Annotated in this window: 20 protein-coding genes; 13 read left to right on the plus strand and 7 right to left on the minus strand. The window is 43.6% G+C overall.

Going from position 1 to position 22098, the window contains the following annotated elements; all coding sequences use genetic code 11:
* Nucleotides 1–141: 141 nt before the first annotated feature.
* The 3 genes from AC07M6_RS23580 to AC07M6_RS23590 all read right to left on the minus strand — a co-directional run bounded on the left by AC07M6_RS23580 (nt 142) and on the right by AC07M6_RS23590 (nt 2259).
* Nucleotides 142–1350 (minus strand): BamA/TamA family outer membrane protein, encoded by a 1209-nt coding sequence (locus AC07M6_RS23580; RefSeq protein WP_494893783.1) that lies wholly within the window; start codon nt 1348–1350, stop codon nt 142–144.
* Between the two features lie 65 nt (nt 1351–1415).
* Complete coding sequence (locus tag AC07M6_RS23585) at nt 1416–1949, minus strand: DUF892 family protein (RefSeq protein WP_494893785.1); 534 nt, start codon at nt 1947–1949, stop codon at nt 1416–1418.
* Between the two features lie 136 nt (nt 1950–2085).
* Nucleotides 2086–2259: a hypothetical protein gene (locus AC07M6_RS23590; RefSeq protein ID WP_494893787.1), complete on the minus strand. Its 174-nt coding sequence runs from the start codon at nt 2257–2259 to the stop codon at nt 2086–2088.
* A 118-nt stretch (nt 2260–2377) separates the two neighbouring features.
* Here AC07M6_RS23590 and AC07M6_RS23595 point away from each other — a divergent pair, with 118 nt between their 5' ends.
* The 11 genes from AC07M6_RS23595 to AC07M6_RS23645 all read left to right on the plus strand — a co-directional run bounded on the left by AC07M6_RS23595 (nt 2378) and on the right by AC07M6_RS23645 (nt 17206).
* Entirely contained in the window at nt 2378–2779 is a 402-nt protein-coding gene (locus AC07M6_RS23595; RefSeq protein ID WP_494893789.1) for a hypothetical protein, read from the plus strand.
* A 59-nt stretch (nt 2780–2838) separates the two neighbouring features.
* On the plus strand, nt 2839–3177 hold the full coding sequence (locus tag AC07M6_RS23600) for a YMGG-like glycine zipper-containing protein (protein ID WP_494893791.1): 339 nt from the start codon (nt 2839–2841) through the stop codon (nt 3175–3177).
* Nucleotides 3178–4183: 1006 nt separating this feature from the next.
* Entirely contained in the window at nt 4184–6397 is a 2214-nt protein-coding gene (locus AC07M6_RS23605) for a tetratricopeptide repeat protein (RefSeq protein WP_494893793.1), read from the plus strand.
* A 249-nt stretch (nt 6398–6646) separates the two neighbouring features.
* Nucleotides 6647–9748 (plus strand): tetratricopeptide repeat protein, encoded by a 3102-nt coding sequence (locus tag AC07M6_RS23610; RefSeq protein WP_494893795.1) that lies wholly within the window; start codon nt 6647–6649, stop codon nt 9746–9748.
* A 17-nt stretch (nt 9749–9765) separates the two neighbouring features.
* Complete coding sequence (locus tag AC07M6_RS23615; RefSeq protein WP_494893797.1) at nt 9766–11634, plus strand: TonB-dependent receptor; 1869 nt, start codon at nt 9766–9768, stop codon at nt 11632–11634.
* A gap of 304 nt (nt 11635–11938) precedes the next feature.
* Nucleotides 11939–13177, plus strand: coding sequence for an HU domain-containing protein (locus AC07M6_RS23620; protein ID WP_494893799.1), 1239 nt, complete (start codon nt 11939–11941; stop codon nt 13175–13177).
* Nucleotides 13178–13183: 6 nt separating this feature from the next.
* A complete protein-coding gene (locus AC07M6_RS23625; protein ID WP_494893801.1) occupies nt 13184–13894 on the plus strand; it encodes a MotA/TolQ/ExbB proton channel family protein in 711 nt (236 codons plus the stop codon).
* Entirely contained in the window at nt 13891–14289 is a 399-nt protein-coding gene (locus AC07M6_RS23630; protein ID WP_494893803.1) for an ExbD/TolR family protein, read from the plus strand. The genes AC07M6_RS23625 and AC07M6_RS23630 overlap by 4 nt, the downstream gene beginning before the upstream one ends.
* Before the next feature lie 67 nt (nt 14290–14356).
* The gene (locus AC07M6_RS23635; RefSeq protein ID WP_494893804.1) at nt 14357–15163 is read left to right on the plus strand and encodes an energy transducer TonB; all 807 of its coding nucleotides are present in this window, start codon (nt 14357–14359) and stop codon (nt 15161–15163) included.
* A 128-nt stretch (nt 15164–15291) separates the two neighbouring features.
* Nucleotides 15292–16602 carry a bifunctional folylpolyglutamate synthase/dihydrofolate synthase gene (locus AC07M6_RS23640; RefSeq protein WP_494893806.1) on the plus strand — a complete coding sequence of 437 codons (1311 nt, stop codon included), beginning with the start codon at nt 15292–15294 and terminating at the stop codon, nt 16600–16602.
* Nucleotides 16603–16609: 7 nt separating this feature from the next.
* Entirely contained in the window at nt 16610–17206 is a 597-nt protein-coding gene (locus tag AC07M6_RS23645) for a tetratricopeptide repeat protein (RefSeq protein WP_494893808.1), read from the plus strand.
* Nucleotides 17207–17403: 197 nt separating this feature from the next.
* On the opposite strand, the gene AC07M6_RS23650 is transcribed toward AC07M6_RS23645, so the two are convergent.
* The 4 genes from AC07M6_RS23650 to AC07M6_RS23665 all read right to left on the minus strand — a co-directional run bounded on the left by AC07M6_RS23650 (nt 17404) and on the right by AC07M6_RS23665 (nt 20406).
* Nucleotides 17404–18012, minus strand: coding sequence for an RDD family protein (locus tag AC07M6_RS23650; RefSeq protein ID WP_494893810.1), 609 nt, complete (start codon nt 18010–18012; stop codon nt 17404–17406).
* A gap of 113 nt (nt 18013–18125) precedes the next feature.
* Nucleotides 18126–19112, minus strand: a complete 987-nt coding sequence (locus tag AC07M6_RS23655; RefSeq protein WP_494893812.1) for a toast rack family protein — start codon at nt 19110–19112, stop codon at nt 18126–18128.
* Between the two features lie 4 nt (nt 19113–19116).
* Nucleotides 19117–19671 carry a PspC domain-containing protein gene (locus AC07M6_RS23660; RefSeq protein WP_494893814.1) on the minus strand — a complete coding sequence of 185 codons (555 nt, stop codon included), beginning with the start codon at nt 19669–19671 and terminating at the stop codon, nt 19117–19119.
* A gap of 30 nt (nt 19672–19701) precedes the next feature.
* Entirely contained in the window at nt 19702–20406 is a 705-nt protein-coding gene (locus tag AC07M6_RS23665) for an SDR family oxidoreductase (protein ID WP_494893816.1), read from the minus strand.
* 163 nt (nt 20407–20569) lie between these two features.
* On the opposite strand from AC07M6_RS23665, the gene AC07M6_RS23670 reads away from it, so the two are divergent.
* Together AC07M6_RS23670 and AC07M6_RS23675 are read left to right on the plus strand one after the other, a co-directional pair.
* A complete protein-coding gene (locus tag AC07M6_RS23670; RefSeq protein ID WP_494893818.1) occupies nt 20570–21301 on the plus strand; it encodes an MlaE family ABC transporter permease in 732 nt (243 codons plus the stop codon).
* Nucleotides 21298–22050, plus strand: coding sequence for an ABC transporter ATP-binding protein (locus tag AC07M6_RS23675; protein ID WP_494893820.1), 753 nt, complete (start codon nt 21298–21300; stop codon nt 22048–22050). The genes AC07M6_RS23670 and AC07M6_RS23675 overlap by 4 nt, the downstream gene beginning before the upstream one ends.
* Nucleotides 22051–22098: the final 48 nt, after the last annotated feature.

Genomic DNA, 22098 nt, shown 5'->3' on the forward strand with positions numbered 1-22098 from the left:
TCATTGGGTCATTGGGTCATTGGGTCAAAATGCCTGCGGCATTTTTTAGACCAACTATTTAATGACTCAATGACAGCACAGCGTAATGACTCAATGACGCGAAGCATAATGACAGCGTAGCGTAATGACCCAATGACCAAATCAAAACGCTTCGCCTAAGCCTAACATAAAAGTGTTATATCCTTTGCTAAAGCCGTAGTCGATAGCAATATTGGTATCCGACCCTTTATTGAATTTGATGCGGAAACCGCCGCCTATTGCAGGGTTGATATATTTAAAATTGCGCCCGGCTGCTTCGGTTACCGAGGTAGCGTTAGCAAATAACACATAACCAAATAAACCATCACGGGTTAGGTCGCGGCGGTATTCGGCTTCCAGGTACAGCATACCCTGCCCACGGTAGCGGTTTTGCTCCATCCCCCTGCCCGATCGGTTGTAGGGATCCCAACCAACGCTTGGCAGGTCGAGATAAGGCGTACCGGCATTCAGCGTGGTCCAGTAATACCCCCAAAGGGCTAAAACTTTCTTTTTACGCTCGTGGCTTAACGAAATATACTTGCGCACATCCAGGTATAACGATTGCCAGCTGTCCTGGCTGCCCAGCATTTTTGAATTGTACCGGTAAACAGCGTTCAGATAAATCCCCGGTAAGGGGTTAAATGAGTTGTTGCGGGTATCGTACAGTAAATTAAGCGTAGCGCCCGATGAGAAGGAATTATTATTGTTTGTAGCGCCGTACTGATAGCCGGTAAAGTCTCTTAACCGGGTAGTTTCATCGGCCGAGATATCAATGTGGTAATCCAGGTTATAGCCAATACCGGCATAAAAAAAATTAGTGATCCGCTTTAGCGCCGCCTGGTAAAAACGAATGTATTTATAATTCACTAACAGCTTGTTATCTTCGGATTGGTTACCGCCCAAGCCCCAGGTATATTGCGGATACACCAGCATCCGCGTATCACCCTGTATATTCCAGCTATTGTTCCTTAGCCAAAGCGATGAACGCAGCGGCAAACCAAACCGCCCTTTAAAGTTTAAATAAGGTGCAAATGTAACACCGGATAGGTAAGTACTATCGCGCGGGCCTAAATAAAACCCGGCCGTGGTTGAAGTGATCAGCGCTTTACCCCCGCCGGGTACAGGTGTAGAAACCGGCAGAAAAGAAAAATAAAACCGTCTGCCCTCTTCGGCTTTTAAACGGTGCGATTTAATATTGAACACCGACCGGGCAATATCTATCAGGTCCTTTTTACCGTTTGTATCTACTACGCTGGCGGTTTTTATTACGTCCTGAGCCTGTAATGTAAAACTTAAACTACAAAAAATTAATACCAATAACGCTTTCCACATATCACCTAAAACGCATTATAATTTACGCTTGTTATTAGTATCCCAATATAAATATTTAGTACCAGTTACGAAATATATTCTTTAGCAATTAATTGGTACAGCTTTTTACTGCTAACCGCTGCTTCAAAATTCTGCGCTAACAAAATTTGCACTTCTTTATTATTTAAACTATCGGCCATATGCTTTAAAACATCAAAATACGCCATTTCTACACTTTCGGTTATTTGCAAATGGATCAGCAGCGCCAGGTCCCGCTCAAGCGGCGATTGCTCTTCAACCGTTGCTGCAATATAGGCTTCCAGCGATAAGGTTTTTACGCCCATACAATTTTGTATTTTACAACTGGTTTTATATATTTTGTAGATCACATCCATGCGCAGTACCTGCACTTTTATTAAGTCGGCGCTTTCCAGTATCGCCTCCCTTAAATCCGGAAAGGATGCTTTATCGGCCAGGGAAGGCAATACCGTTAGCAGGTGTTTTTTTATGCAGTAAATACTATCCAGTTGTTTTAAAAATAGTTTGGTAAGCGCGGCGTCGTCCAGCTTCAAATTGCCGTTAAAAACGCGCATTACTGATTTTGATATAGTTTGTTTCATGTAGAATAAATATGCTTCTGGTGCAAAAGGAATAAGCGGATATTTTGTTTGCAATCAAAGCATTTATAGCGATGTTTCTATGCAAACACTTTTTCAACAGGGCATACGTAATAACACACCTATTATCAACAAGGTGTCACTTTCCATCTTTTTTTACCGTTGCCGGCTTTTTAAGCCGTTTTGCCATTCGCCGCTCGGCGTCTTTTACTTCATCCTTTTCGCTTAACGGGCCTTCGGTTTTCAGTTCTGCGGCCTGGTGGGTCTTTTTTCCGATAATTTGGGGTTGATCTTTTTTTGTGCTCATCATCATATCAATTAAACAAGTATCATTGTAATATCGAACAGACGCAGGCAGGTATAGTTTATATTATTTTAATTATATAATAATGCTACTGCGTATGGTATTTATAAATTAGGCTACTATTTGTATGATAAAGAAAACACTTTTAGTTTTTACAACTGTAGGGCTATTGCTAACGGCTTGTAAGCATAGTATAAAAAACGAAGCGCTTTATGGCAACTGGAAATACATGAAGATAGATAAGCCCAAAAGCGACGACCCTACCGATACCACCAGCACCGCCGATTTATTAGCCAACAAGCCATACATCAGCTTTACGCCTAAAAACGAGCTTTTTATATACTGGGGCGGGCAAATACTATCACACGGCACTTTTACCATTACAGGCGATAATATCAATTATATCGAAAAATTAACCGATGGTACGTACCGTACTTTCCCTTTCTACATATCAAAACTGGATAATAAAACCATTGTATTTGAAACATTAGGCAAAGATGGATCGCGGGTAACGGCTGTGAAGCAATAGCATCCAATATTTTATGGCTTGGTATTTGTTTTGGATAAAGTATAAAAACAACCCATACCATGAAAAAGATCTTTTTAAGTTTTAGCATTATACTTACTGTATTAATTGCTGATAGTAATTATAGCCTTGCACAGGAAAAGAAAAAAATGAGCGGACAGGCCAAAGGCGCCATTATTGGCGGCGCAGGCGGTGCCGTAGCAGGCGGCATAATTGGTAAAGGCGTTGGCGGCGCATTAATTGGCGGTGCTATAGGTGCCGGCGGCGGTTATATTATTGGGAACGAGCATCGCAGAAGTGTAGCCAAGAAAAAGCGGGCAGCACAACGTGCCTATTATCGCAGGCATCATACCGTAACACATCCATCTAAAAATGTAACGGTGATCAGGAAACATGACTAATAGCTAAAAAGCAGGGGTGATTCAGGTGAAGATTGAATAATTAGCTTGTCATTAAACCGAAAGGGAGAAGTCTGGTATATACTTAGGTATGTTATCCGCTTTCTCCCTTTCGGTTTAATATCTATTTTAACGGTTAATTCTATTGGGGAATTAGCATACCATTTTTATTTATCAGATAACGCTATAATAACAGCAAATACCACATCAATAAATGATTGTATATCATTAGTATTTCTTAATTCAAATTTGCTTAATGGGCAATTATTGTTGAACAATTTAAAACTGCAAATAGCCCTGTTTGCATAATGCAACAAAGCCTGATCACTATATATCACGAGGAATAATTATTGATTTTTTAGATATTGTACTTACGCCTTGAGCAGAATAACAAAAACAGCGACGAATTAAATAATTTTGATCGAATTAAAACTCTATCTCATTTTTTCGTAACTTTAATCTTTAAAGCTAAATTATCTATCCATTGGCATCTATCTTTCGTATTAATACCGGTAACCTATGCCCAAAGTGCGGGCATCCGTATCATTTCCATCAGCGCAGGAGCTGGTTTGTGAAAAATATTTTGTTTTTTTTAGACGTGAAAAAAAAATTCTGTGCTAAGTGCAAAAAAAGCCATTATGTATATAATGACAAGGCTAATACATAAGCCATTAAAGAATTTGAGTTGAGATTGATCACGGCCTGTATAACTTATATGGGCCTAACTTACATTACGAATTACTTATCACATTTATTTCAGCCAAATCAGTATAGCTACGGGATTTGGCCGAAATTGTCTTTAATCGCCATCTTCAGTAGTATAGCATATTGCAGCATGTTAATTATAAAAATATTTTTCATATTAATTAATTAAAAAAGCGAACGCATTAACTAAATCAGCAAAAAATCACTACTTTTAATAAATACAGTTTTATAAAATAATATTTATTTGCAATAATTGCATTGGTAACCGGTTGTACTAATTAGTAATCTCTCTGTTATTTTTTCTGTGGCTAAATCTTTAACAATTGATACAAACAAAATTGTTGCGCTTTTAGATGAAGCGTATGCCGGCCGTATTAACGATCTGAATCACAGCACGCAATTAGCCAATCAGGCGCTTACCCTTAGTCGCCAGGTAAACAATAACGAATTAATAGGCAAAAGCCTCAATCATCTCTCTCTTTTTTACATGATACAGGGCGAATACAAACGCTCTATCAGTTTGGCCGAAGAAGCTATTAAATACTTTGAAGACCTGCATGATGAACAAGGTATAGCTAACGCACGCTATAGCATTGCCGGTAGTTATTACAAAACCGATAATTATCACTTAGGACTGATCTACTTAATTAACTGCTTAAACACCTATCGTAAATATAACGATTACCATAACCAGGCACGCACCCAAAAATCGTTGGGAACGATATACGAGTATTTTGGCGATCAAAAAAACGCCATTAAATCGTATGAAGGGGCTATCGAAGCGGCACGGCAGGCAAAGGATACCAACCTGGAATCAAATGCTTATAACCCCCTTTCGGGCATATATCTTAAGCAAGGCAAAACAAAGGAAGCGCTGGACCTGATCGAACGGTCTATCGCGATGAAAAATAAAACAGGCGATATACGCGGCCTGGCGTTTGCCCTTTATGGTTTGGGTAAAGTGCACATCAGTACCGGGCAGTTTAGTTTGGCCGAAGAGGACTTGAAAGAATGCATCAGCATTCACCAGCAGGTAGGCGAAAAACTGGGCCTGGGCATGGCCTACCATCGCCTGGCCGACTTGTATGTACGCCAGGACCGCCTAAAGGAAGCCCAGCGTTTATTAGAACAAACACTTGATTTTAGCAGTGCTTATAACATTGTCATTATTAAATTTAAGTGCGATCATTTGCTTTACCACATCTATAAGCGGCAAGGAAACACCGTGATGGCGCTGGAATACCTGGAACGCTACCTGAGCCAGAAAGAAGCTGTTATTAATACCCAAACCCTGCAGATCATTGAAAACTACGAGCTGATCACCCGTATGGAATCGCTGGAAAAAGAGGCGAAACTGCAAAAGGAAAAAGACGAGATCATTAAGAAAAAGGAACTGGCAGAGCAATCGGCCAAGGTAAAGCAGGAGTTCCTCTCTACCATGAGCCACGAGATCCGCACCCCCCTAAACGCGGTGATCACCATCACTTCACTATTAAAGGATAAATCGGACGCGGAAGAGCAGAAAATGCTGAATTCGCTAAAATTCGCCGCCAATAACCTGCTGTTGATTATCAATGATATCCTGGACTTCACCAAACTGGAAGCCGGTAAAATGAAGCTGGATGTGCATCCTTGTAATTTCCGCGACCTTATTGAGAACCTGCGCCAGATATATGATAACATGGCCATGGAAAAAGGCCTGAAGCTTTTTTTAAATATTGACCAGGATGTAAGTGAAAGCTACGAACTGGACGAAACCAAACTATCGCAAATATTAGGTAACCTGATAGGCAATGCTATAAAATATACCGAAACCGGTAAGGTAGAAATTAACGTTACCAAAATAAAAGCCGAAAAAGACCAGGATTTGCTGCGTTTTACAATTACTGATACCGGCGTAGGCATACCACGGGTATCCTATAAAGAGATCTTCGAGAGTTTCTCTCAGCCAAAATCCATTACTACCCGTAAGCACGGCGGATCGGGATTAGGGCTTGCTATTGTTAAAAAGCTGGTAGAACTATACCGCAGTAAGGTGCATGTGAACAGTGTGGTTGGTATGGGTTCGTCGTTTCACTTTGATATTAAGGCCAAACGCATTGTTAATGAAGAAGCCCAACAACCCGTAATACAGGATAAACTAAGCAACAAAACGGCATTACTGGCCGAGGATAATATGATTAATGCCATGGTAGCCCGCAAGCTGCTTTCAAACTGGGGCGTTGCTGCCGAACATGCCAAAAACGGACTGGAAGCCGTTGAAAAATCAAAACTGCGTGCTTATGATTTTATCCTGATGGATATCCACATGCCCGAAATGAATGGCTTTGATGCCACCAGGAACATTCGCGAAATGGGTAACCCCAACTCCTTTACCCCCATCTTTGCCCTCACTGCTGATATTACCGCCGAACATCAGGACGAATACGCCGGCTATTTTAATGGCTTTTTGCGTAAGCCTATCGAGATAGAGAAGCTGTATAACGCGCTGGTTAACGCCATACTGGTGGCCAGCTAACCGTCTGAACCGGGATTAAACAGATTTACAGGATCCTCCTGATTTCGATAACCATATCATGCTAAAATCTGGTTAATCTGTGTAATCAGGGTTCAGACAATATCTCCCCAAACCAATATTTTTTTCCACATCCATACCATCCGCTTAGCTAACCCGTTAAAAAAAGTGTTATCCACATTTGTGAATTACTCTTGTGGATTACATCTTTGCGTAATCGCTATTTTAGCACAAATTGTATCATACCTATCTATGATGAAACTTAAATACGTCGCTCTTTTACTCCCCGTTTTCTCCCTGTCATCGCTTTATGCACAGCAAAACCCTGCCGGTCAGGTATATCGTACTTATCATACGGCTATTGAATTGCTGGACAAAGGAAAGTATGTTGCCGCTGCCGAACAGTTCAGGCTGGTGGAAACCTCATCAATTAAAACAAGCACTCAGCCCGATTTTGAAACTTCGGTATCCCTGTTAAAGGAAAACTCGCAGTATTACGAAGCTTATTGCGCGCTGGAATTAGGAAATGATGATGCCGAAAGCCTGTTTTTGCGTTTTATAAAAGAACATCCCGAAAACCCGCTCACCAAGCAAGCCTATTTCCAGATCGGTAAATCGTACTTTAAGCAAGGTAAATACATTGATGTGCTGCGCTGGTATGATAAAGTACAGGCATCCGACTTGAACGGCCGACAAAATACCGAGTATAAATTCCGCAAGGGATACGCCTATTTTGCTACCAACGATTATAAGAATGCACAACTATTATTCAGCGAGGTAAAGGATAAAAAATCACCTTTTACCGAAGACGCGGTTTATTATTTTGCTTACATAGCTTACCTTAATCAGGACTATCACCTGGCGCTGGTTAACTTTGAGCGATTAAAAAAATCGAAGAAATACGAGGACAGCTATCCTTATTATATCAGCGCGGTTTATTTTTTAGATAAGCGTTATGATGATGTACTAAGCTACGCCATCCCTATCCTGAATAGCACACATCAAAAAAACGAGACCGAGATGTTCCGCATCGTAGCGGCATCATACTTCGCCAAGTCCGATTATCCCAATTCGATAAAATACTACGTGAAATTTGAAGCGCAGGATAATGGCCGCACACAAAACACACAGGATAGCTACCAAATGGGCTACGGCTACTATAAAATTGGCGAATACCAAAAGGCTACCGTTCAGTTGGAGAAGATGGTGGATAAGAACGATATCTACAGTCAAACCGGTAGCTATAGCCTGGGCGACGCTTTCCTGAAACTGAACAATAAACAAAGCGCGCGCAATGCCTTCCTCAAAGCATCGAAACTAAGTTTTGATAAGCAATTACAGGAGGATGCGCTGTACCAGTACGCCAAACTATCGTACGAACTGGATTTTTATGCCCAGGCACTGGAAGCTACCCGTGCGTATTTAAAAAACTATCCCCGCTCAGGCCGTACCGATGAAATGAAGATCCTGTTAGGCGAGGAATTACTGAGCGCTAAAAACTATCGCGAGGCGGTAGAAATTCTGGAGCCTATCCCTAACAAAACGCAAAGCGCCAAAATAGCGTACCAAAAAGTTACTTATTACCGTGGGCTTGAGTTTATCAACGAACGGGCATTTGAAAATGCTATAGGTATTTTCCTGCGTTCGTTAAAATTCCCCATGGATACCAAAATAGAAGCGCTTACCACCTACTGGATGGCCGAGGCCATGTACGAAGTACGTAAATACGGCGAATCTGTTCAGCGTTTCGAAACCTTCCTGGATATGCCGGATGCACCCGAAACCGACGTTTACAACTATGCCAACTACGCGCTGGCTTATGCGGCCTTTAATGGCGATCAGTATAAAAAGGCGGCCACTTATTTCGAGAAATTTTTAAATGGTGAAGAGAAAGACCCCAATACCGTTAATGATGCCTTAACCCGCCTGGCCGATAGCTATTTTGTAATGAAAAGCTACGGCAAAGCGATGGATTATTATAACCGCATTATTGCCAAACACAACCAAACCGAAGATTATGCCATGTTTCAACGCGGTATGATCCAGGGTTTGCAGGGATCGTTGGATAGCAAGATCAGTACGCTGAACGATGTGCTGAACAAATTCCCCAACTCGGATTTTGCCGATGACGCGGCATTTGAGATAGCCTATACCTATTTCCTGAAAAACGATGGCGAAAAATCAAAGTCGGACCTGCTATCCATGATCCAAAAATATCCGCGCAGCAGTTATATCCCGCGTGCGTTGGTGACGATGGGCCTGATTGATTATAATGCCGATAAGGAAGACCTGGCTGTGGAATCATTTAAGCGGGTGATTAAAGATTACCCGTCAACCGACGAAGCTAAACAGGCCTTGAAGCAGATTGAAAAGATCTACACCGATAAAGGCGATGCGCAAACCTTTATTACTTATGCAACCAGTACCCCTATTGGCAATTATACCACTGCCGAACAGGAAAGTATTATGCAAACCGCCGCTAATAATTTATACCTGCGCGGCGACTGGCAGGGTACCGTATCGGCAGTGAACGCTTATTACGATAAATTCCCGAAACCGATCTACGAAAAACAGATGCGTTTTATCCGCGCGCAGGCATTGGTTAACCTGAAAAGGCCGGAGGAAGCCGTGCAGGATTATAACGTGATATTAAACGACTGGACCAGCGCTTACTCTGAAAAGGCGTTGATCAGTATGTCTAAACTCTACCTTGATCAGCAGAAGTATAACGAGGCGGTAGTATTCCTGAAAAGGCTGGAAACCAACTCGGAATATAAGGCCGATTATACCTATGCCATTAACAACCTGTTATTAAGCTACTCGCAAATGAACCAGCCCGATGATGTGCTGAAATATGTAACGCTGGTACGCGGTAACGAAAAATCGGCGCAGGAGGATAAATTTAAAACAGGCCTTTATGCTGGCAAAGCCCACCTGCAAAAAGGCGATACTACGGCTGCCGTTAACGAATTTGATTATACGGTTGCCAATACCAAAACTATTGCCGCTGCCGAAGCCAAATACAACCTGGCGCGTATTGAATACCTGAAAGGCAAGTACAAGGCATCGCAAAAAACCTGTTTTGATTTGGCTAAAGAGATGCCTAATTACGATTACTGGATAGCCAAAACCTATATTCTGTTAGCTGATAATTATGTAGCGCTGAAGGATAATTTCCAGGCTAAAGCTACTTATCAAAGTATTATTGATAACTATAAAGGCGACGATGATGTATTGACCGAGGCTAAAGCCAAGCTGGAAAAGATTGCGCCGGGCAGTGTAAAGGATACGCCGCAAGCGGCCCCTGCCGATAGCACAAAAAAGAACGAGGTAAAAAAACAAGGAAATAACTAAAAGAAGGAAAACACGCAATGAAATTTAAATATATATACGCGCTGCTGATTTTAGGGATGGCATTATTTTTTGCCCCTGCTGATGCACAAACAAAAAAAACGGTAAAAAAAACAACCAAGGCGCCGGCTAAAAAGCCCGCTGCTAAACCGGTTGTAAAAAAGCCTGCTCCAAAACCGGTAGTTAAAAAACCGGTAACAGCGCCGGCTAAATCGGCGGCCCAAAACCTGGGCGATGCCGTATCTAAAGTAGCGCAGGATACCACACGGAAGAACAATCCAAACGGCATTAATAACGAAAGCCTGACCGAAGAGATCATTGTAACAACCGCTTACAAACCGGTGCTGGCCGATGCTGTAAAAATACGCCGCAACCCCGATCTGGAAGACAAATCGCCGTTTAAGGCGCCGCTAACCTATAAACCGGTAGATAAGCGATTGGAACGCAACACCGATATTAAACAAATGGAGGCCATGAAAATGCCGCCCGAACGCGATTCGGTGCCTTACAATAACCTGGTAAAGGGTGGCCTGGGTAGTATGAAAACTACCTACGGCGAACTATATGTAAACAATGGCCGCGATGAAGCTTTACAGGCCGGCGCTTATATCAAACATTTTGCACAACAGGGCGATACCTATAAAAATCAAAACCAAAGTAAGGATGAAATAGGTGTTTTTGGTAAAAGCGTGGGCGCAACCAATAGCTTGCACGGCACCATTGGCTACAAACGCCAGGGTAACAATTTTTATGGGTATGATAAGTTTGCTCCTCCGCTAAATTTAAATACTGAAAAACAGGTTTTTAATACCATTAGCGCCAGCGGCGAACTAACCAAAAACTTTAAAGACGTACCGCAGGATTTTACCTACGCGTTGAAACTGAACGGATATATGTTCAACAATTCGTTTAAGGGTAAAGAGAGCAACCTGGTACTTTCGGGCTTTATCAATCAAACGGTAAAACAGTTTTATGCCGGGCTGAATGCCTCTATCGATCTGAGTTCGCAAAAGGACAGTTTGTACGCGTTAAGCAATAACCTGGTAAGGGCTAACCCCTATTTAAAGTTCCAGGGCGAAAATTATAAGATAGACGCGGGCGTTAATATTGTAAGCGAATTCGGCTTTTCGTCGCGCCTGTTTGTATTCCCTGCCGCAAGGTTAGAGGTGCAGGTGATCCCTAAATATGTACGCCTGTTTGCCGAAGCCAAAGGCGATGTAAATAAATCATCGTTAAAAGATTTTTCGGAAGCCAATCCCTTCCTGGGTCAAAATATCAGCATCAAAAACTCGGTCGATCAGTTAGACCTCGCCGCCGGGTTAAAAGGCACCTTAGCGCCCGGACTGGGTTTTAAAGCTACTTTTTTCCGTAATGACGTAAAAAACATGCCGTTGTTTGTCAGCAACTTTAACTTCCCGGTGGGTTATAACCGGTTTAAGGTAATTTATGATGGTGGCCGGGCAACCGTTACAGGCTTTAACGGCGAGCTGGACTTTAAAGCATCCGAAGACCTGGATATTTTTGGCCGTGTAGAATTTAAGGATTATAAAATGGCTACCGAAGCGCAGCCATGGAACCTGCCTAAATTTAAACTGAGCGCGGGTACCAATATCCACATCAGCAATAAGGTGAACTTAACGGGCACCTTGTTGTTCAGGGGCGACACCAAAGATATTACACCCGACTTAGCATCGAGCACAGCCGGCGCTACCAAAATAGTATCGCTAAAAGCCTTTGCCGATATCAACGCCGGGGCCGAATATAAGGTGAACAGCCGTTTCGGTATTTTTGTACAGGCCAATAATTTACTTAGTGCTACTTACTCATCGTGGTTGTATTATCCCAACTACGGGTTCAACATTTTTGGCGGCGTGAGTTATGGGTTTTAGGGGTAAACATAACAGAGGCAATTGTCATTTCGATGGAGCCGGGGTTGAATTGAGCGGCGGGGCGAAAGAGAAATCTTATACGGCTTGCTTATCGCACGTACAAGATTTCTCCTCACGCTACACACACAGCCAGCCCGGGTTCGTTCGAAATGACACGACGTTTAAATTCGATATAGGGAAAGCCCGTCGAAGGGTGCGTGTGGCTGGCCCGCGTTCCATGGTTCGACAAGCTCACCATGACACCCTTGTTTTACGTGATTTTATACCCTTTGATGTTTTGTAATTTACTGTTACTTTTAGCGGCATGGATATAGCCTATTATATAAGCGATCTGCTGGGGCAGCAAGGCGAATTAACAGTACCCAACCTGGGTTACTTTGTTCAAATACGCATGGCTGCCTATTATGATAACCAGGCAAAAAAGTTTTTCCCGCCGCATTACGCGGTACAATTTGATCCCCAGATCATTGACGAGGACGATTCGCTGGCTAATTACATTACTGGCATCAAAAACATATCGCCGGCATCGGCTAAATACTTCATCGAAAAGTACATTGCCAACCTAAAAAGCCAGGCAATGATAGAGGATGTACCCTTTGCTAATTTGGGCTCGTTCAGTTCGGATGGTTTGAAGCTAACCTTCACCTCCACCACAAAAATGGACGACCCGGCTTTTTTTGCCTTCCATCCGCTGGATGTTTATAAAATTGGCGATACGCACGCTAAAAAGCCGGTTGTGAAATCTGACCTGACCGAACCTCCGGTGCAGACTTCGTCTACCCCGCCGCCAATACCGCAATCTGATTCAGCACCAATAGTTACCCCAACCGAGGCAGAGCCGGAACTGGAAGAAGTAACTGACGAAGAATATTACGAAGATGAACCCAGGCGCCGTTTTGGTGTGTGGATGATACTACTGATCATTTTAACGCTAATTGTTGTTGCGCTGGGAAGCCTATATAAATTCAGGCCCGATCTGTTTAACCAATATATACCCATATTTAAAAAACCTGTTGTGGTTAAACAGGCCGCACCCGTTGCCAAACCGGATACCACCATTAATAAAGCCGCAGACAGCTTAGCTAAACAGGATTCGGTAAAAAAAGACAGCATCCCGGCAAAAATTGATACGCCAAAAACAGCCGTTAAAAAGCCTGAAGCTGCAAAACCTCAAACAACGAAACCGGTGGTAACCGAAACTAAAAAGCCGGCTCCGGTAGTGGTAGCACCGCCTGTTAATACGCCAACGGTAAATCCAACGTTAATAAATGGACAAATGCCCGCCGTAATTCCTAAAGGATGGTGTGTGATTACCGCAGGTGCATTTCCGCTTAAATCAGATGGTGAAAAGCAATTAATAAACATGAAGAGCCGGGGCTTTATTCAAGCCCGATATTTAAAGGATAACGTTGGGAAAGGCGGCAATCACATTGTGATCCTGGGCGCTTTCCCAACACGAAAAGAAGCGCTGGATGGCATAAAAGAGTTGAAAGCCACAGGTAAAATTGTTGACAGAGAAATGTCTATTAGAGAAATAAGATAAATTTATATGATGCTTTTAATGCAAGTAGCCGACACGGCAAAACAAGTAATTGATACTGCTAACCACGCCTTAAACGCCGCTCCAGGCATTGCACCAAAAGAACTGCGCTTTGGCGACCTGCTGTTAAAAGGCGGCTGGGTAATGGTGCCGCTGGGTGTTTTACTGGTATTGGCGCTGGTGATGTTTTTTGAACGTTATTTTACTATCCGTAAAGCATCGCGCGATGAATCGAGCCTGATGGCGCAGGTAAAGGCCAGTATTATTGCCGGCAAGCTGGATTCGGCCATTGCTATTTGCCGTAACAGCAATACCCCGCTGGGCCGTATGCTGCAAAAAGGTTTGTTAAGGATAGGCCGCCCAATTAAGGATATCGAGGGTGCTATCGAGAACATCGGCAAGCTGGAAGTATCTAAACTGGAAAAAAACATTGGTATTATTGGCATTGTGGCCGGTATTGCCCCAATGTTTGGCTTTATTGGTACCATAGCGGGTGTAATCAAAATCTTTTACGATATATCTACTACCGATAATATCAGCATGGGTACCATATCGGGCGGTTTATACCAAAAGATGATCACCTCGGCAGCGGGGTTAATAGTCGGTATCATTGCTTACGTATGCTACCAGGTGCTGAATATGATGGTTGACAAGGTGATATTAAAACTGGAAACCGATGCGATTGAGTTTATTGACCTTTTAGAAGAACCCAGCAAATGAACTTAAGAAAAAGAAGCAGGCGCGGCTCGGGCGAAATGCATACATCGGCTATGAACGATATCATGTTCTTCCTGATGTTGTTTTTCCTTATCGCGTCTACCGTAACCAACCCTAACGTGGTGAAACTGGTGCTGCCCAAATCATCAAGCGGGCAATCTATCTCTAAAAAAACCATCAATGTGTCTATCACTAAAGACCTGAAATACACGGTTGAGAAAAAAGAGGTGGCTGTTGAGGGCCTGGAGAGCGCGTTAAGCGGCTATAAATCGCTGGCTAAGGAATTAACCATAGTACTATCGGTAGATAAAACCGTAGCCATACAGGATGTGGTACAGGTAATGGATATCGCGCAGAAATTGAATATAAAACTGGTACTGGCTACCGTAGCTAAGTAGTAAGGACAAAGTCTTTAGTCGTAAGTCAAAAGACTTCAGACTAAGGACTTCAGACTAAAGACTTAAAATGGAATATCAACAACAGGAAAACAACTATCCAAAAGCATTTTTAGCTACCGGCATTATTATGGCGATACTAATGGCTTTATGCTATTTTATTGTTTTCCACGCGCCGCCTAAAGAGGCGGATGGTATTGGCGGGATCCTGGTTAATTATGGTACCACGGATGAAGGTTCGGGTAACGATCAGCTGAGTATGGAAGAGGTTTCGGCGGCCGAAAAAGCTAACCATACCAAACCGGATAAGGTAACCACCGAACCACCGACCGACAAGCCTACCCCATCCGAAAAAAGCGACCAGAATGTAGTTACCCAAAATACCGAGGATGCGCCCGTAGTTGCAGCCAACAGCAAGAAACCAAGTACCACTGTAGCCACCGAAACAGCAAAACCGGCCCCCAAACAAGTGGTGAACCAAAACGCGCTGTATAAGGGTAAAACCAGCAACGGCAGCGGATCTGGCGACGGCACAACCACTACACCGGGTAGCCAGGGCAGCCCTAATGGTTCTACCTTAAGCAGTAATTATGGCCCGGGCGGATCGGGCAACGGTTTAAGCCTGCCCAACTGGCATTTTGTTGACCCACCCGATGTAAAGAACGTGCACCGTGTGCCGGGTACCGTAGTGATTGATTTTACGATTGATGAACACGGCAATGTATTGGAAGCGCATTCCAATAAACAAAAAACCAAAGCCACGCTTGACCTGGTTCAGGGTTGTATTGATGCGATTAAAAATTCAAAATTCACTTCATCGGCTCCGGCTTCGGGTAATGCCAAAGGGCAAATGTCATTTATATTCAGGGTGGATTAAATCATAACGTCATGGCGAGCGATAGCGTGGCCATCCCCGATATACAGAGCCGACCTTTAAGCCGGGGATTGCCACGTCGCTCCGCTCCTCGCAATAACGGTTGGGAATAACGATTATGAACCATCAGCATGAACTACCAACAAACCCTTGATTATCTTTACAGCCAACTCCCCATGTTTTCGCGCACGGGCGCGGCGGCTATGACCAAGGACCTGACCAATACCTGGGCTTTGTGTAAACTGCTGGATAACCCGCAGGATAGATTTAAATCGGTGCATGTTGGGGGTACAAATGGCAAGGGCTCTACATCGCACATGCTGGCGGCTATTTTGCAAACGGCCGGCTATAAAACCGGGCTATATACCTCCCCTCACCTGCGCGATTTCAGGGAACGGGTGCGCATTAACGGACAGATGATCAGCGAGCAGGTGGTGGTAGATTTTGTTGCACGATACAAAACAGATTTTGAAAGCCTGAAAGTATCTTTTTTTGAAATGACCGTAGGGTTAGCCTTCGATATTTTTGCAAAGGAACAGGTTGATATCGCCATTATTGAAGTTGGTTTGGGCGGGCGATTGGATTCAACCAACGTCATTACGCCGCTGTTATCCGTCATCACCAATATCGGTTGGGACCATATGAATTTATTGGGCGATACTTTGCAACTGATAGCCGGTGAAAAAGCCGGCATTATTAAACCCGGCATCCCCGCAATTATTGGCGAATACCAACCCGAAGTAGCTGATGTATTTATCCAAAAGGCTTACCTGGAAAAAACTAAACTCAGTTTTGCATCAGAAGAATGGGATTTAAGTTCAAAGGCTGAAGTCTTAAGTCAAAAGTCTTCGTTTACTGATTATTTAGACATTACCGTTCATAAAAAAGACTCGGGACTTAAGACTCAGGACTTAAGACTCGACCTTACTGGGACTTACCAGCTAAAAAACTTAAAAACGGTTTTATCGGCCGTTGATGAACTGCGTGTACAAGGTTTTCACATCAGCGATGAACATATTAATACAGCATTAAAGCAAGTAAGCACGCTTACCGGGCTTAACGGGCGCTGGCAGGTTTTGGGGCACGACCCTTTGACCATTTGCGATACCGGCCATAACCCCGACGGCATACAGGAAGTATTAAAAAACATAGCCGCTACCCCCTATTCCGAGTTGCATTTTGTACTGGGTATGGTTAACGATAAGGATATCAGCAAAGTGCTGGCCATGCTGCCCAATAATGCCTATTACTATTTTTGTAAGCCGGATATCCCGCGCGGGTTACCGGCGGAGGATTTGCAGCAACAGGCAGCAGCATTCCAGTTAAATGGGGATGTATATCCGTCGGTCATGTCGGCGTTGATAGCGGCCCGCTATGCCGCCCATGCGGACGATTTAATATTTGTAGGCGGAAGTACTTTTGTAGTGGCCGAGATCGTTTAATAGCCGTATGATCAAAAAATACCTAACCCTACTCCTTTTCCTTTTTTCTGCAACTGCACTTTACGCGCAGCAGGATGAGAAAAAAGTATACGAACGCTATGTTGATTTTAACCTGGAACGTTTTCAGGGGAATACAAAGGGCGCGCTAACTATGGGTAAAGCTTTGCTGGACAGTGTTAACCTGCTGCCCCAAAAATCGCGCGTTAGCTTTTATAATAGCATGGGCAAACTGTACGAGGATAGCGACCTGCCCGAAAGGGCCGTACCTTTTTACGAGCAGGTAACCGCTGCCGTGCCTAACTATTATGTAGCCCACCGGGCATTAGGCTACATTTATGCCTCGCAGGCTAACAAGGTTATTGCAAAAATGAATGCTGTAAAACCCGGCAGTCCCGAATACCTTACGTTAAGGGACCAATACAGAACCATCGCTAAAAAAGCTGTACAACACCTGGAAATAGCCCAGGCCTGCGACCCGAGCGACGATACCCTCGGCATCATCAAAGTCCATTACAAAAATATGGGTGATACTGCCGCGATAGCTACATTGGATGAGCGACTGGCCAAATTGGGTAAAAATTGTTTGGATATTTTGAGCGATTGAGCCAAGCCCCCCGGCCCCCTAAAGGGGGAGTAACCGAAATGACTTTTAAGTCATTTTATGTTAACCCCGAAAATATATTAAATAATTGATTATCAAATATTTACAAAGTTTTTAAATTGAATTATGTTAAGTCGTGTTAACCCCTTTACGCAGGCCGAAAAAGCCAATTTTGTTCCCCCTTCAGGGGGTTAGGGGGCTTAGTTTAACCGATCCTTAACAATTAGCGTATCCGCTATCATATCGTGTAAACACTGCTGCTGCTTATTAAAAAAGCTGAACAGGTAGCCAATGCCTACTGTAAGTACCGAACATATTTTAGCCAGGTTACGGATAATTGATCTGCTGGCATCAATACGGTTACCTTCCATATCACACACCCTGATGTCCAGTATCTGTTTACCGTATGTAGCCTGTTTGGCCGAACATTCCATCACCATGTGATAAATAATTTTGGCGATGGGAATAATGATGACGAGGCTAAGGCCTACCAGTATCCGGATCATCCGGTCACTCACAATTAATACGGTTATAAAGGCCGGTACGGCAAAAACTATAGATACAAAAAACCAGTCCAGCGCCGATGCCATCAACCGCTGATCAAAGCTGCCAAAGTACTGCGGGGCGGTCATTTGCTGGCGAAAGCCAAACAGCGTCCGCAGTTCGGCCAGCTCATGGGCTTCCTTGTAATCGTCCATACCATCGGTGCGCACAAAATCGTTAGGCTTTACCCCTTTCTGTTTCAGTTCTTCAACAGTGAAAGGGCCTTCAGGCTTTCCGTTTATTACCAGGATATAGTCTTTACTCATATAATAGTAGCAGTAATTAGCAGCAGTTGCAGTATAGTGTATGCTAAATAAAAATGCAGTGGCAATATAGCAGGAAACCTGCAAACTGCCACTGCAAACTTTTACCGAAAAAACTAATACCTGTTCACCCTAAAGCCGGATAAACCGCCTTCCAGTTTAATATAGATCTTCTTTTTGGCTGCGCTGTAGCCTGGGGTTTCATAAGTATCATCATCTACTTTGTTAAAACCATTAAAGTGGTTGGATGACAAACCCGAATCGGTATCAATTTTACAGGCAGCATCCTTAGGCACGCTGATATTTACTTCGGATACACCGGTAGAGATCTCTACAGTTGTCATTTCCAGCGGCTGGCCCAGTTTAATATCAAATGATGCCGCGCCACCGTTTATTTTGAAGTCGCGCACCTTAAATTTAGTCAGGTCAAAATCAAGTTTGGTTGCGCCGGTAGAGATATCCATATCCCATATAGGCGCGCTGTTCAGCTTAAAGGTAGCCGAGTTTTGCTGGCCTTTTTTCCATTTAAAATGGCTGTTCTTTTTCATGCTAAAGTCCAGCACCGCAACCGAGTCTTCGGTACGATGAGTAAACTCATAAGGGCCCGCCATATCCTTAGTATCAGCCTCGAATAACAGCGCGGTAGTATCGCTTAAATTGTAAACACTGCCGCCGCCGTTAATGTTCAGCTTGGCAATTCGTGTTCCGGCGCTAAACGGTTCCTGAAAGGTGCTGGCGCCGTCAATTTTAACAATGCCTGTATCGGTATCATTGTCATCGTTGTCGTTATCATTGTCGCTATTGTTGTCGTTATCATCATTATCGCTGTGATAATAATAGTGCGGCCAAAAATTATAGCTGTTACGGAAATTACCGAACAGTAAAATGCCTAAGCCCAATAAAACCACGCCAATTTTTAAAGCGCTTGCCAGCGGCGATTTATTGTGGGCAAAAATAAGGTTGATACCCGCTATCAGTAAAAATATAGGCCACAGGTGGATAATATTGATCCAATGGATATGGATCAGTCCAAAGCTGCGCAGTAGAAATATAACACCGAGTGTGATCAGTATCGCGCCTGGTACAAGTTTATCGTGTCTCATGATATTATACAGTTGGAGGGTTATCGTTTAATGAATTATCGGTTGATGGGTCGCTTTTTGAAGGTCCTTCTGTTTTATTCCAGCCTTCCTTTTCCCAGGGTTCTTTTTTGCTGCCCGCAAAAATAACTACTATACCTACGCCTATTAAAATCAAGGGCCATAAGTGTTCCATGTCCCAATCGGGGATGATATCCAGGTCGTCCAGCAAAAAGCAGCCGCCTAATAAAACCAGTACGGTACCGGCTATAATGCCGCCTGTTGATCTTTTTTTATACACATTGCCCATATTAGGGTCCCATTGCGGCGCGGCCGATGTTACAGGCGGTACCGTATAATCTACAATTGGCGATTGCTGGTTAGGCTGATGAAGATAATATGGTTTTTTAGGCAACACTATCCATAATACAATATAAACCAGTACGCCGCCGCCTTTAAGTATCAGCGTTAGTAAAAATACCAGCCTTACAATAGCTATATCAATACCAAAATAATCTGCCAAACCGGAGCATACACCTGCTATTACTTTGTGCATGTCGTCCCGGTATAATTTTTTTTCCATGATCGTTTGTTTTTTAAGTGTGAATTGTTTTTACAATTGGCCAAACACAGGTTTTATGGTGATCTCTTCAACATTGGCGCCGGGGCTCATGCGGTAAGCATTTATAATAGCCGATGCAATATCACCGGGCAAAATAAACTTCGCGCTGTCCACTGCTACGCCGTCCCATGATGATGTCAGCGTCGACCCCGGGATAACCGCGGTTACTTTAACACCATATTGCTGTAGTTCAAGCCTCATTACCTTATTAAGACCCAGCAAGGCAAACTTTGTTACACTATATGTTCCGGCTTCTACAACCGGATTAATGGAGGCCGATGAGCAGATATTAAAAATATGCCCTTCCCGTGCCGCTATCATGGCTTTACCAAAAAAACGGTATAACTCGTAAGCCGGCATCAGGTTAATATTCATCAGCTTATTAAACGTATCTTCCCGATCATCCAAAATACTTGTTGGAATATACATGCCCGCGTTGTTTACAATTACATGAACAGGCCCAAGTTCGCGGTTGGCAAGTTTTGCAAACTTTAACAGATCTTCTTTCACACTTACATCCGTTACCGGCGCGCATATCCGCATATCAGGGTTAATCAGTTTTAGCTCCTGCACAAACCCGCTCAGTTCATCAGCATTGCGCGAGCAGATGGCCAGGTTAAAACCTTCCTTAGCAAAAGCTATGGCAATAGCACGCCCCATGCCGCGGGTTGCGCCTGTTATCAGTACATTTTTCATCGGTGACAATATATTTATGGTAAAGCTGCAAACAATTACCGTTAAGTCTGTTTTATAATTCGGCGCTTAGCGCTTTTGATATTTTAAAATTAAGGCTATTTTGGCGGCTATTAAAGCTTATATTTAAAAAGTGTTAATTTAATACCGCATACTACTGTTATAAATGTTTACAAGTTTAGGGAGATACATACTTTTATTACGTTTAAGCTTTAAAAAGCCCGAAAAATTCAGTGTTTATTGGAACGAGGTTATGCGCGAGATGGTTTCCATGGGACTGGGCTCGCTGGGCATTATCGTTATCATATCCGTTTTTATTGGCGCGGTTGCTGCTATACAGGTGGCCTTCCAATTGTCAAGTCCGCTGGTACCGCTCAGCATAGTAGGCAGTATCTCGCGCGATTCTACCATCCTTGAATTCAGCCCAACCATATCGGCGCTGGTACTGGCCGGCAGGGTGGGTTCCAGCATCGCGTCGCAAATTGGCACCATGCGGGTAACCGAACAGATTGATGCGCTGGAGATAATGGGTGTTAACGCGCCGGGCTACCTGATAGCGCCTAAAATTATATCGGGTATATCTATGATCCCCCTGCTTACCATTATTTCCGTAGCGTTGGGTTTAAGCGGCGGATACCTGGCTTGCTTAACATCATCAACCATAACCCCTACCGATTATATACAGGGCGTGCAGGATGGCTTTAACCCCATTATTGTTACCGTTTGTGCTGTAAAAGCTATAGTTTACGGTTTCCTTATCACTTCTATTTGCGCTTATAATGGTTTTTATACCGAGGGCGGCGCGCTTGAAGTTGGGCAATCGGCAACGCGCGGGGTAGTTTATAGTTGTGTTATGATCTTATTTGCCGACCTGCTGATCTCAAGCATGCTGTTATGATAGAGACGAAAGATATTTATAAAACCTTTGGTACTAATGACGTACTAAAAGGTATCAGCACCCAGTTTAAACCGGGGAAAAACAACCTGATCATCGGGGGCTCCGGCTCGGGTAAAACTACCCTGCTGAAATGTATTGTTGGCCTGCACGAACCCACCAAAGGACATGTGATTTTTAACGGGCAGGAATTTACACAAATGAACTTTACCGAACGGGTACCTATCCGTAAGGAGATTGGGATGCTTTTTCAAAATTCGGCCCTGTTTGATTCTATGACGGTAGAGGAAAATATCATGTTTCCCCTTAATCTGTTTACCGATCAATCGCGCGCCGAAAAACTGGAACGCGCTAATTTTTGCCTGGAGCGCGTGAACCTGAAAGATAAGAACAAACTATATCCCGCCGAACTTTCGGGCGGTATGAAAAAGCGTGTAGGCATTGCCCGCGCCATATCCATGCAGCCCAAATACCTGTTTGTGGATGAGCCCAACTCGGGCCTCGACCCCAAAACTGCTATCCTGATAGATGAGCTGATTGCTGAACTGACCGAAGAATACCAGATCACTACCGTAGTGGTTACCCACGATATGAACTCGGTAATGGGTATTGGCGATCATATTATCTTTTTACACGGCGGCAAAAAATGGTGGGAAGGCAGCAACAAAGAAATTGCCCACACCGATAATAAGGAACTGAACGAGTTTGTGTTTGCCAGCAAGTTTATGCAAGCAGCGAAGAGTAAGTTGTAAGTCTTAAGTCGTGAGTCCGAAGTCCTAAGTTTTGTATGAGAAGACTTT

The organism is Mucilaginibacter sp. GW821-FHT07H05, assembly GCF_059418485.1.

What these genes read in the sequence shown, in the direction of transcription:
- AC07M6_RS23580 (WP_494893783.1), bottom strand. Translation starts at nt 1,350, where the DNA reads ATGTGGAAAGCGTTATTGGTATTAATTTTTTGTAGTTTAAGTTTTACA.
- AC07M6_RS23585 (WP_494893785.1), bottom strand. Translation starts at nt 1,949, where the DNA reads ATGAAACAAACTATATCAAAATCAGTAATGCGCGTTTTTAACGGCAAT.
- AC07M6_RS23590 (WP_494893787.1), bottom strand. Translation starts at nt 2,259, where the DNA reads ATGATGATGAGCACAAAAAAAGATCAACCCCAAATTATCGGAAAAAAG.
- AC07M6_RS23595 (WP_494893789.1), top strand. Translation starts at nt 2,378, where the DNA reads ATGATAAAGAAAACACTTTTAGTTTTTACAACTGTAGGGCTATTGCTA.
- AC07M6_RS23600 (WP_494893791.1), top strand. Translation starts at nt 2,839, where the DNA reads ATGAAAAAGATCTTTTTAAGTTTTAGCATTATACTTACTGTATTAATT.
- AC07M6_RS23610 (WP_494893795.1), top strand. Translation starts at nt 6,647, where the DNA reads ATGATGAAACTTAAATACGTCGCTCTTTTACTCCCCGTTTTCTCCCTG.
- AC07M6_RS23615 (WP_494893797.1), top strand. Translation starts at nt 9,766, where the DNA reads ATGAAATTTAAATATATATACGCGCTGCTGATTTTAGGGATGGCATTA.
- AC07M6_RS23620 (WP_494893799.1), top strand. Translation starts at nt 11,939, where the DNA reads ATGGATATAGCCTATTATATAAGCGATCTGCTGGGGCAGCAAGGCGAA.
- AC07M6_RS23625 (WP_494893801.1), top strand. Translation starts at nt 13,184, where the DNA reads ATGATGCTTTTAATGCAAGTAGCCGACACGGCAAAACAAGTAATTGAT.
- AC07M6_RS23630 (WP_494893803.1), top strand. Translation starts at nt 13,891, where the DNA reads ATGAACTTAAGAAAAAGAAGCAGGCGCGGCTCGGGCGAAATGCATACA.
- AC07M6_RS23635 (WP_494893804.1), top strand. Translation starts at nt 14,357, where the DNA reads ATGGAATATCAACAACAGGAAAACAACTATCCAAAAGCATTTTTAGCT.
- AC07M6_RS23640 (WP_494893806.1), top strand. Translation starts at nt 15,292, where the DNA reads ATGAACTACCAACAAACCCTTGATTATCTTTACAGCCAACTCCCCATG.
- AC07M6_RS23645 (WP_494893808.1), top strand. Translation starts at nt 16,610, where the DNA reads ATGATCAAAAAATACCTAACCCTACTCCTTTTCCTTTTTTCTGCAACT.
- AC07M6_RS23650 (WP_494893810.1), bottom strand. Translation starts at nt 18,012, where the DNA reads ATGAGTAAAGACTATATCCTGGTAATAAACGGAAAGCCTGAAGGCCCT.
- AC07M6_RS23655 (WP_494893812.1), bottom strand. Translation starts at nt 19,112, where the DNA reads ATGAGACACGATAAACTTGTACCAGGCGCGATACTGATCACACTCGGT.
- AC07M6_RS23660 (WP_494893814.1), bottom strand. Translation starts at nt 19,671, where the DNA reads ATGGAAAAAAAATTATACCGGGACGACATGCACAAAGTAATAGCAGGT.
- AC07M6_RS23665 (WP_494893816.1), bottom strand. Translation starts at nt 20,406, where the DNA reads ATGAAAAATGTACTGATAACAGGCGCAACCCGCGGCATGGGGCGTGCT.
- AC07M6_RS23670 (WP_494893818.1), top strand. Translation starts at nt 20,570, where the DNA reads ATGTTTACAAGTTTAGGGAGATACATACTTTTATTACGTTTAAGCTTT.
- AC07M6_RS23675 (WP_494893820.1), top strand. Translation starts at nt 21,298, where the DNA reads ATGATAGAGACGAAAGATATTTATAAAACCTTTGGTACTAATGACGTA.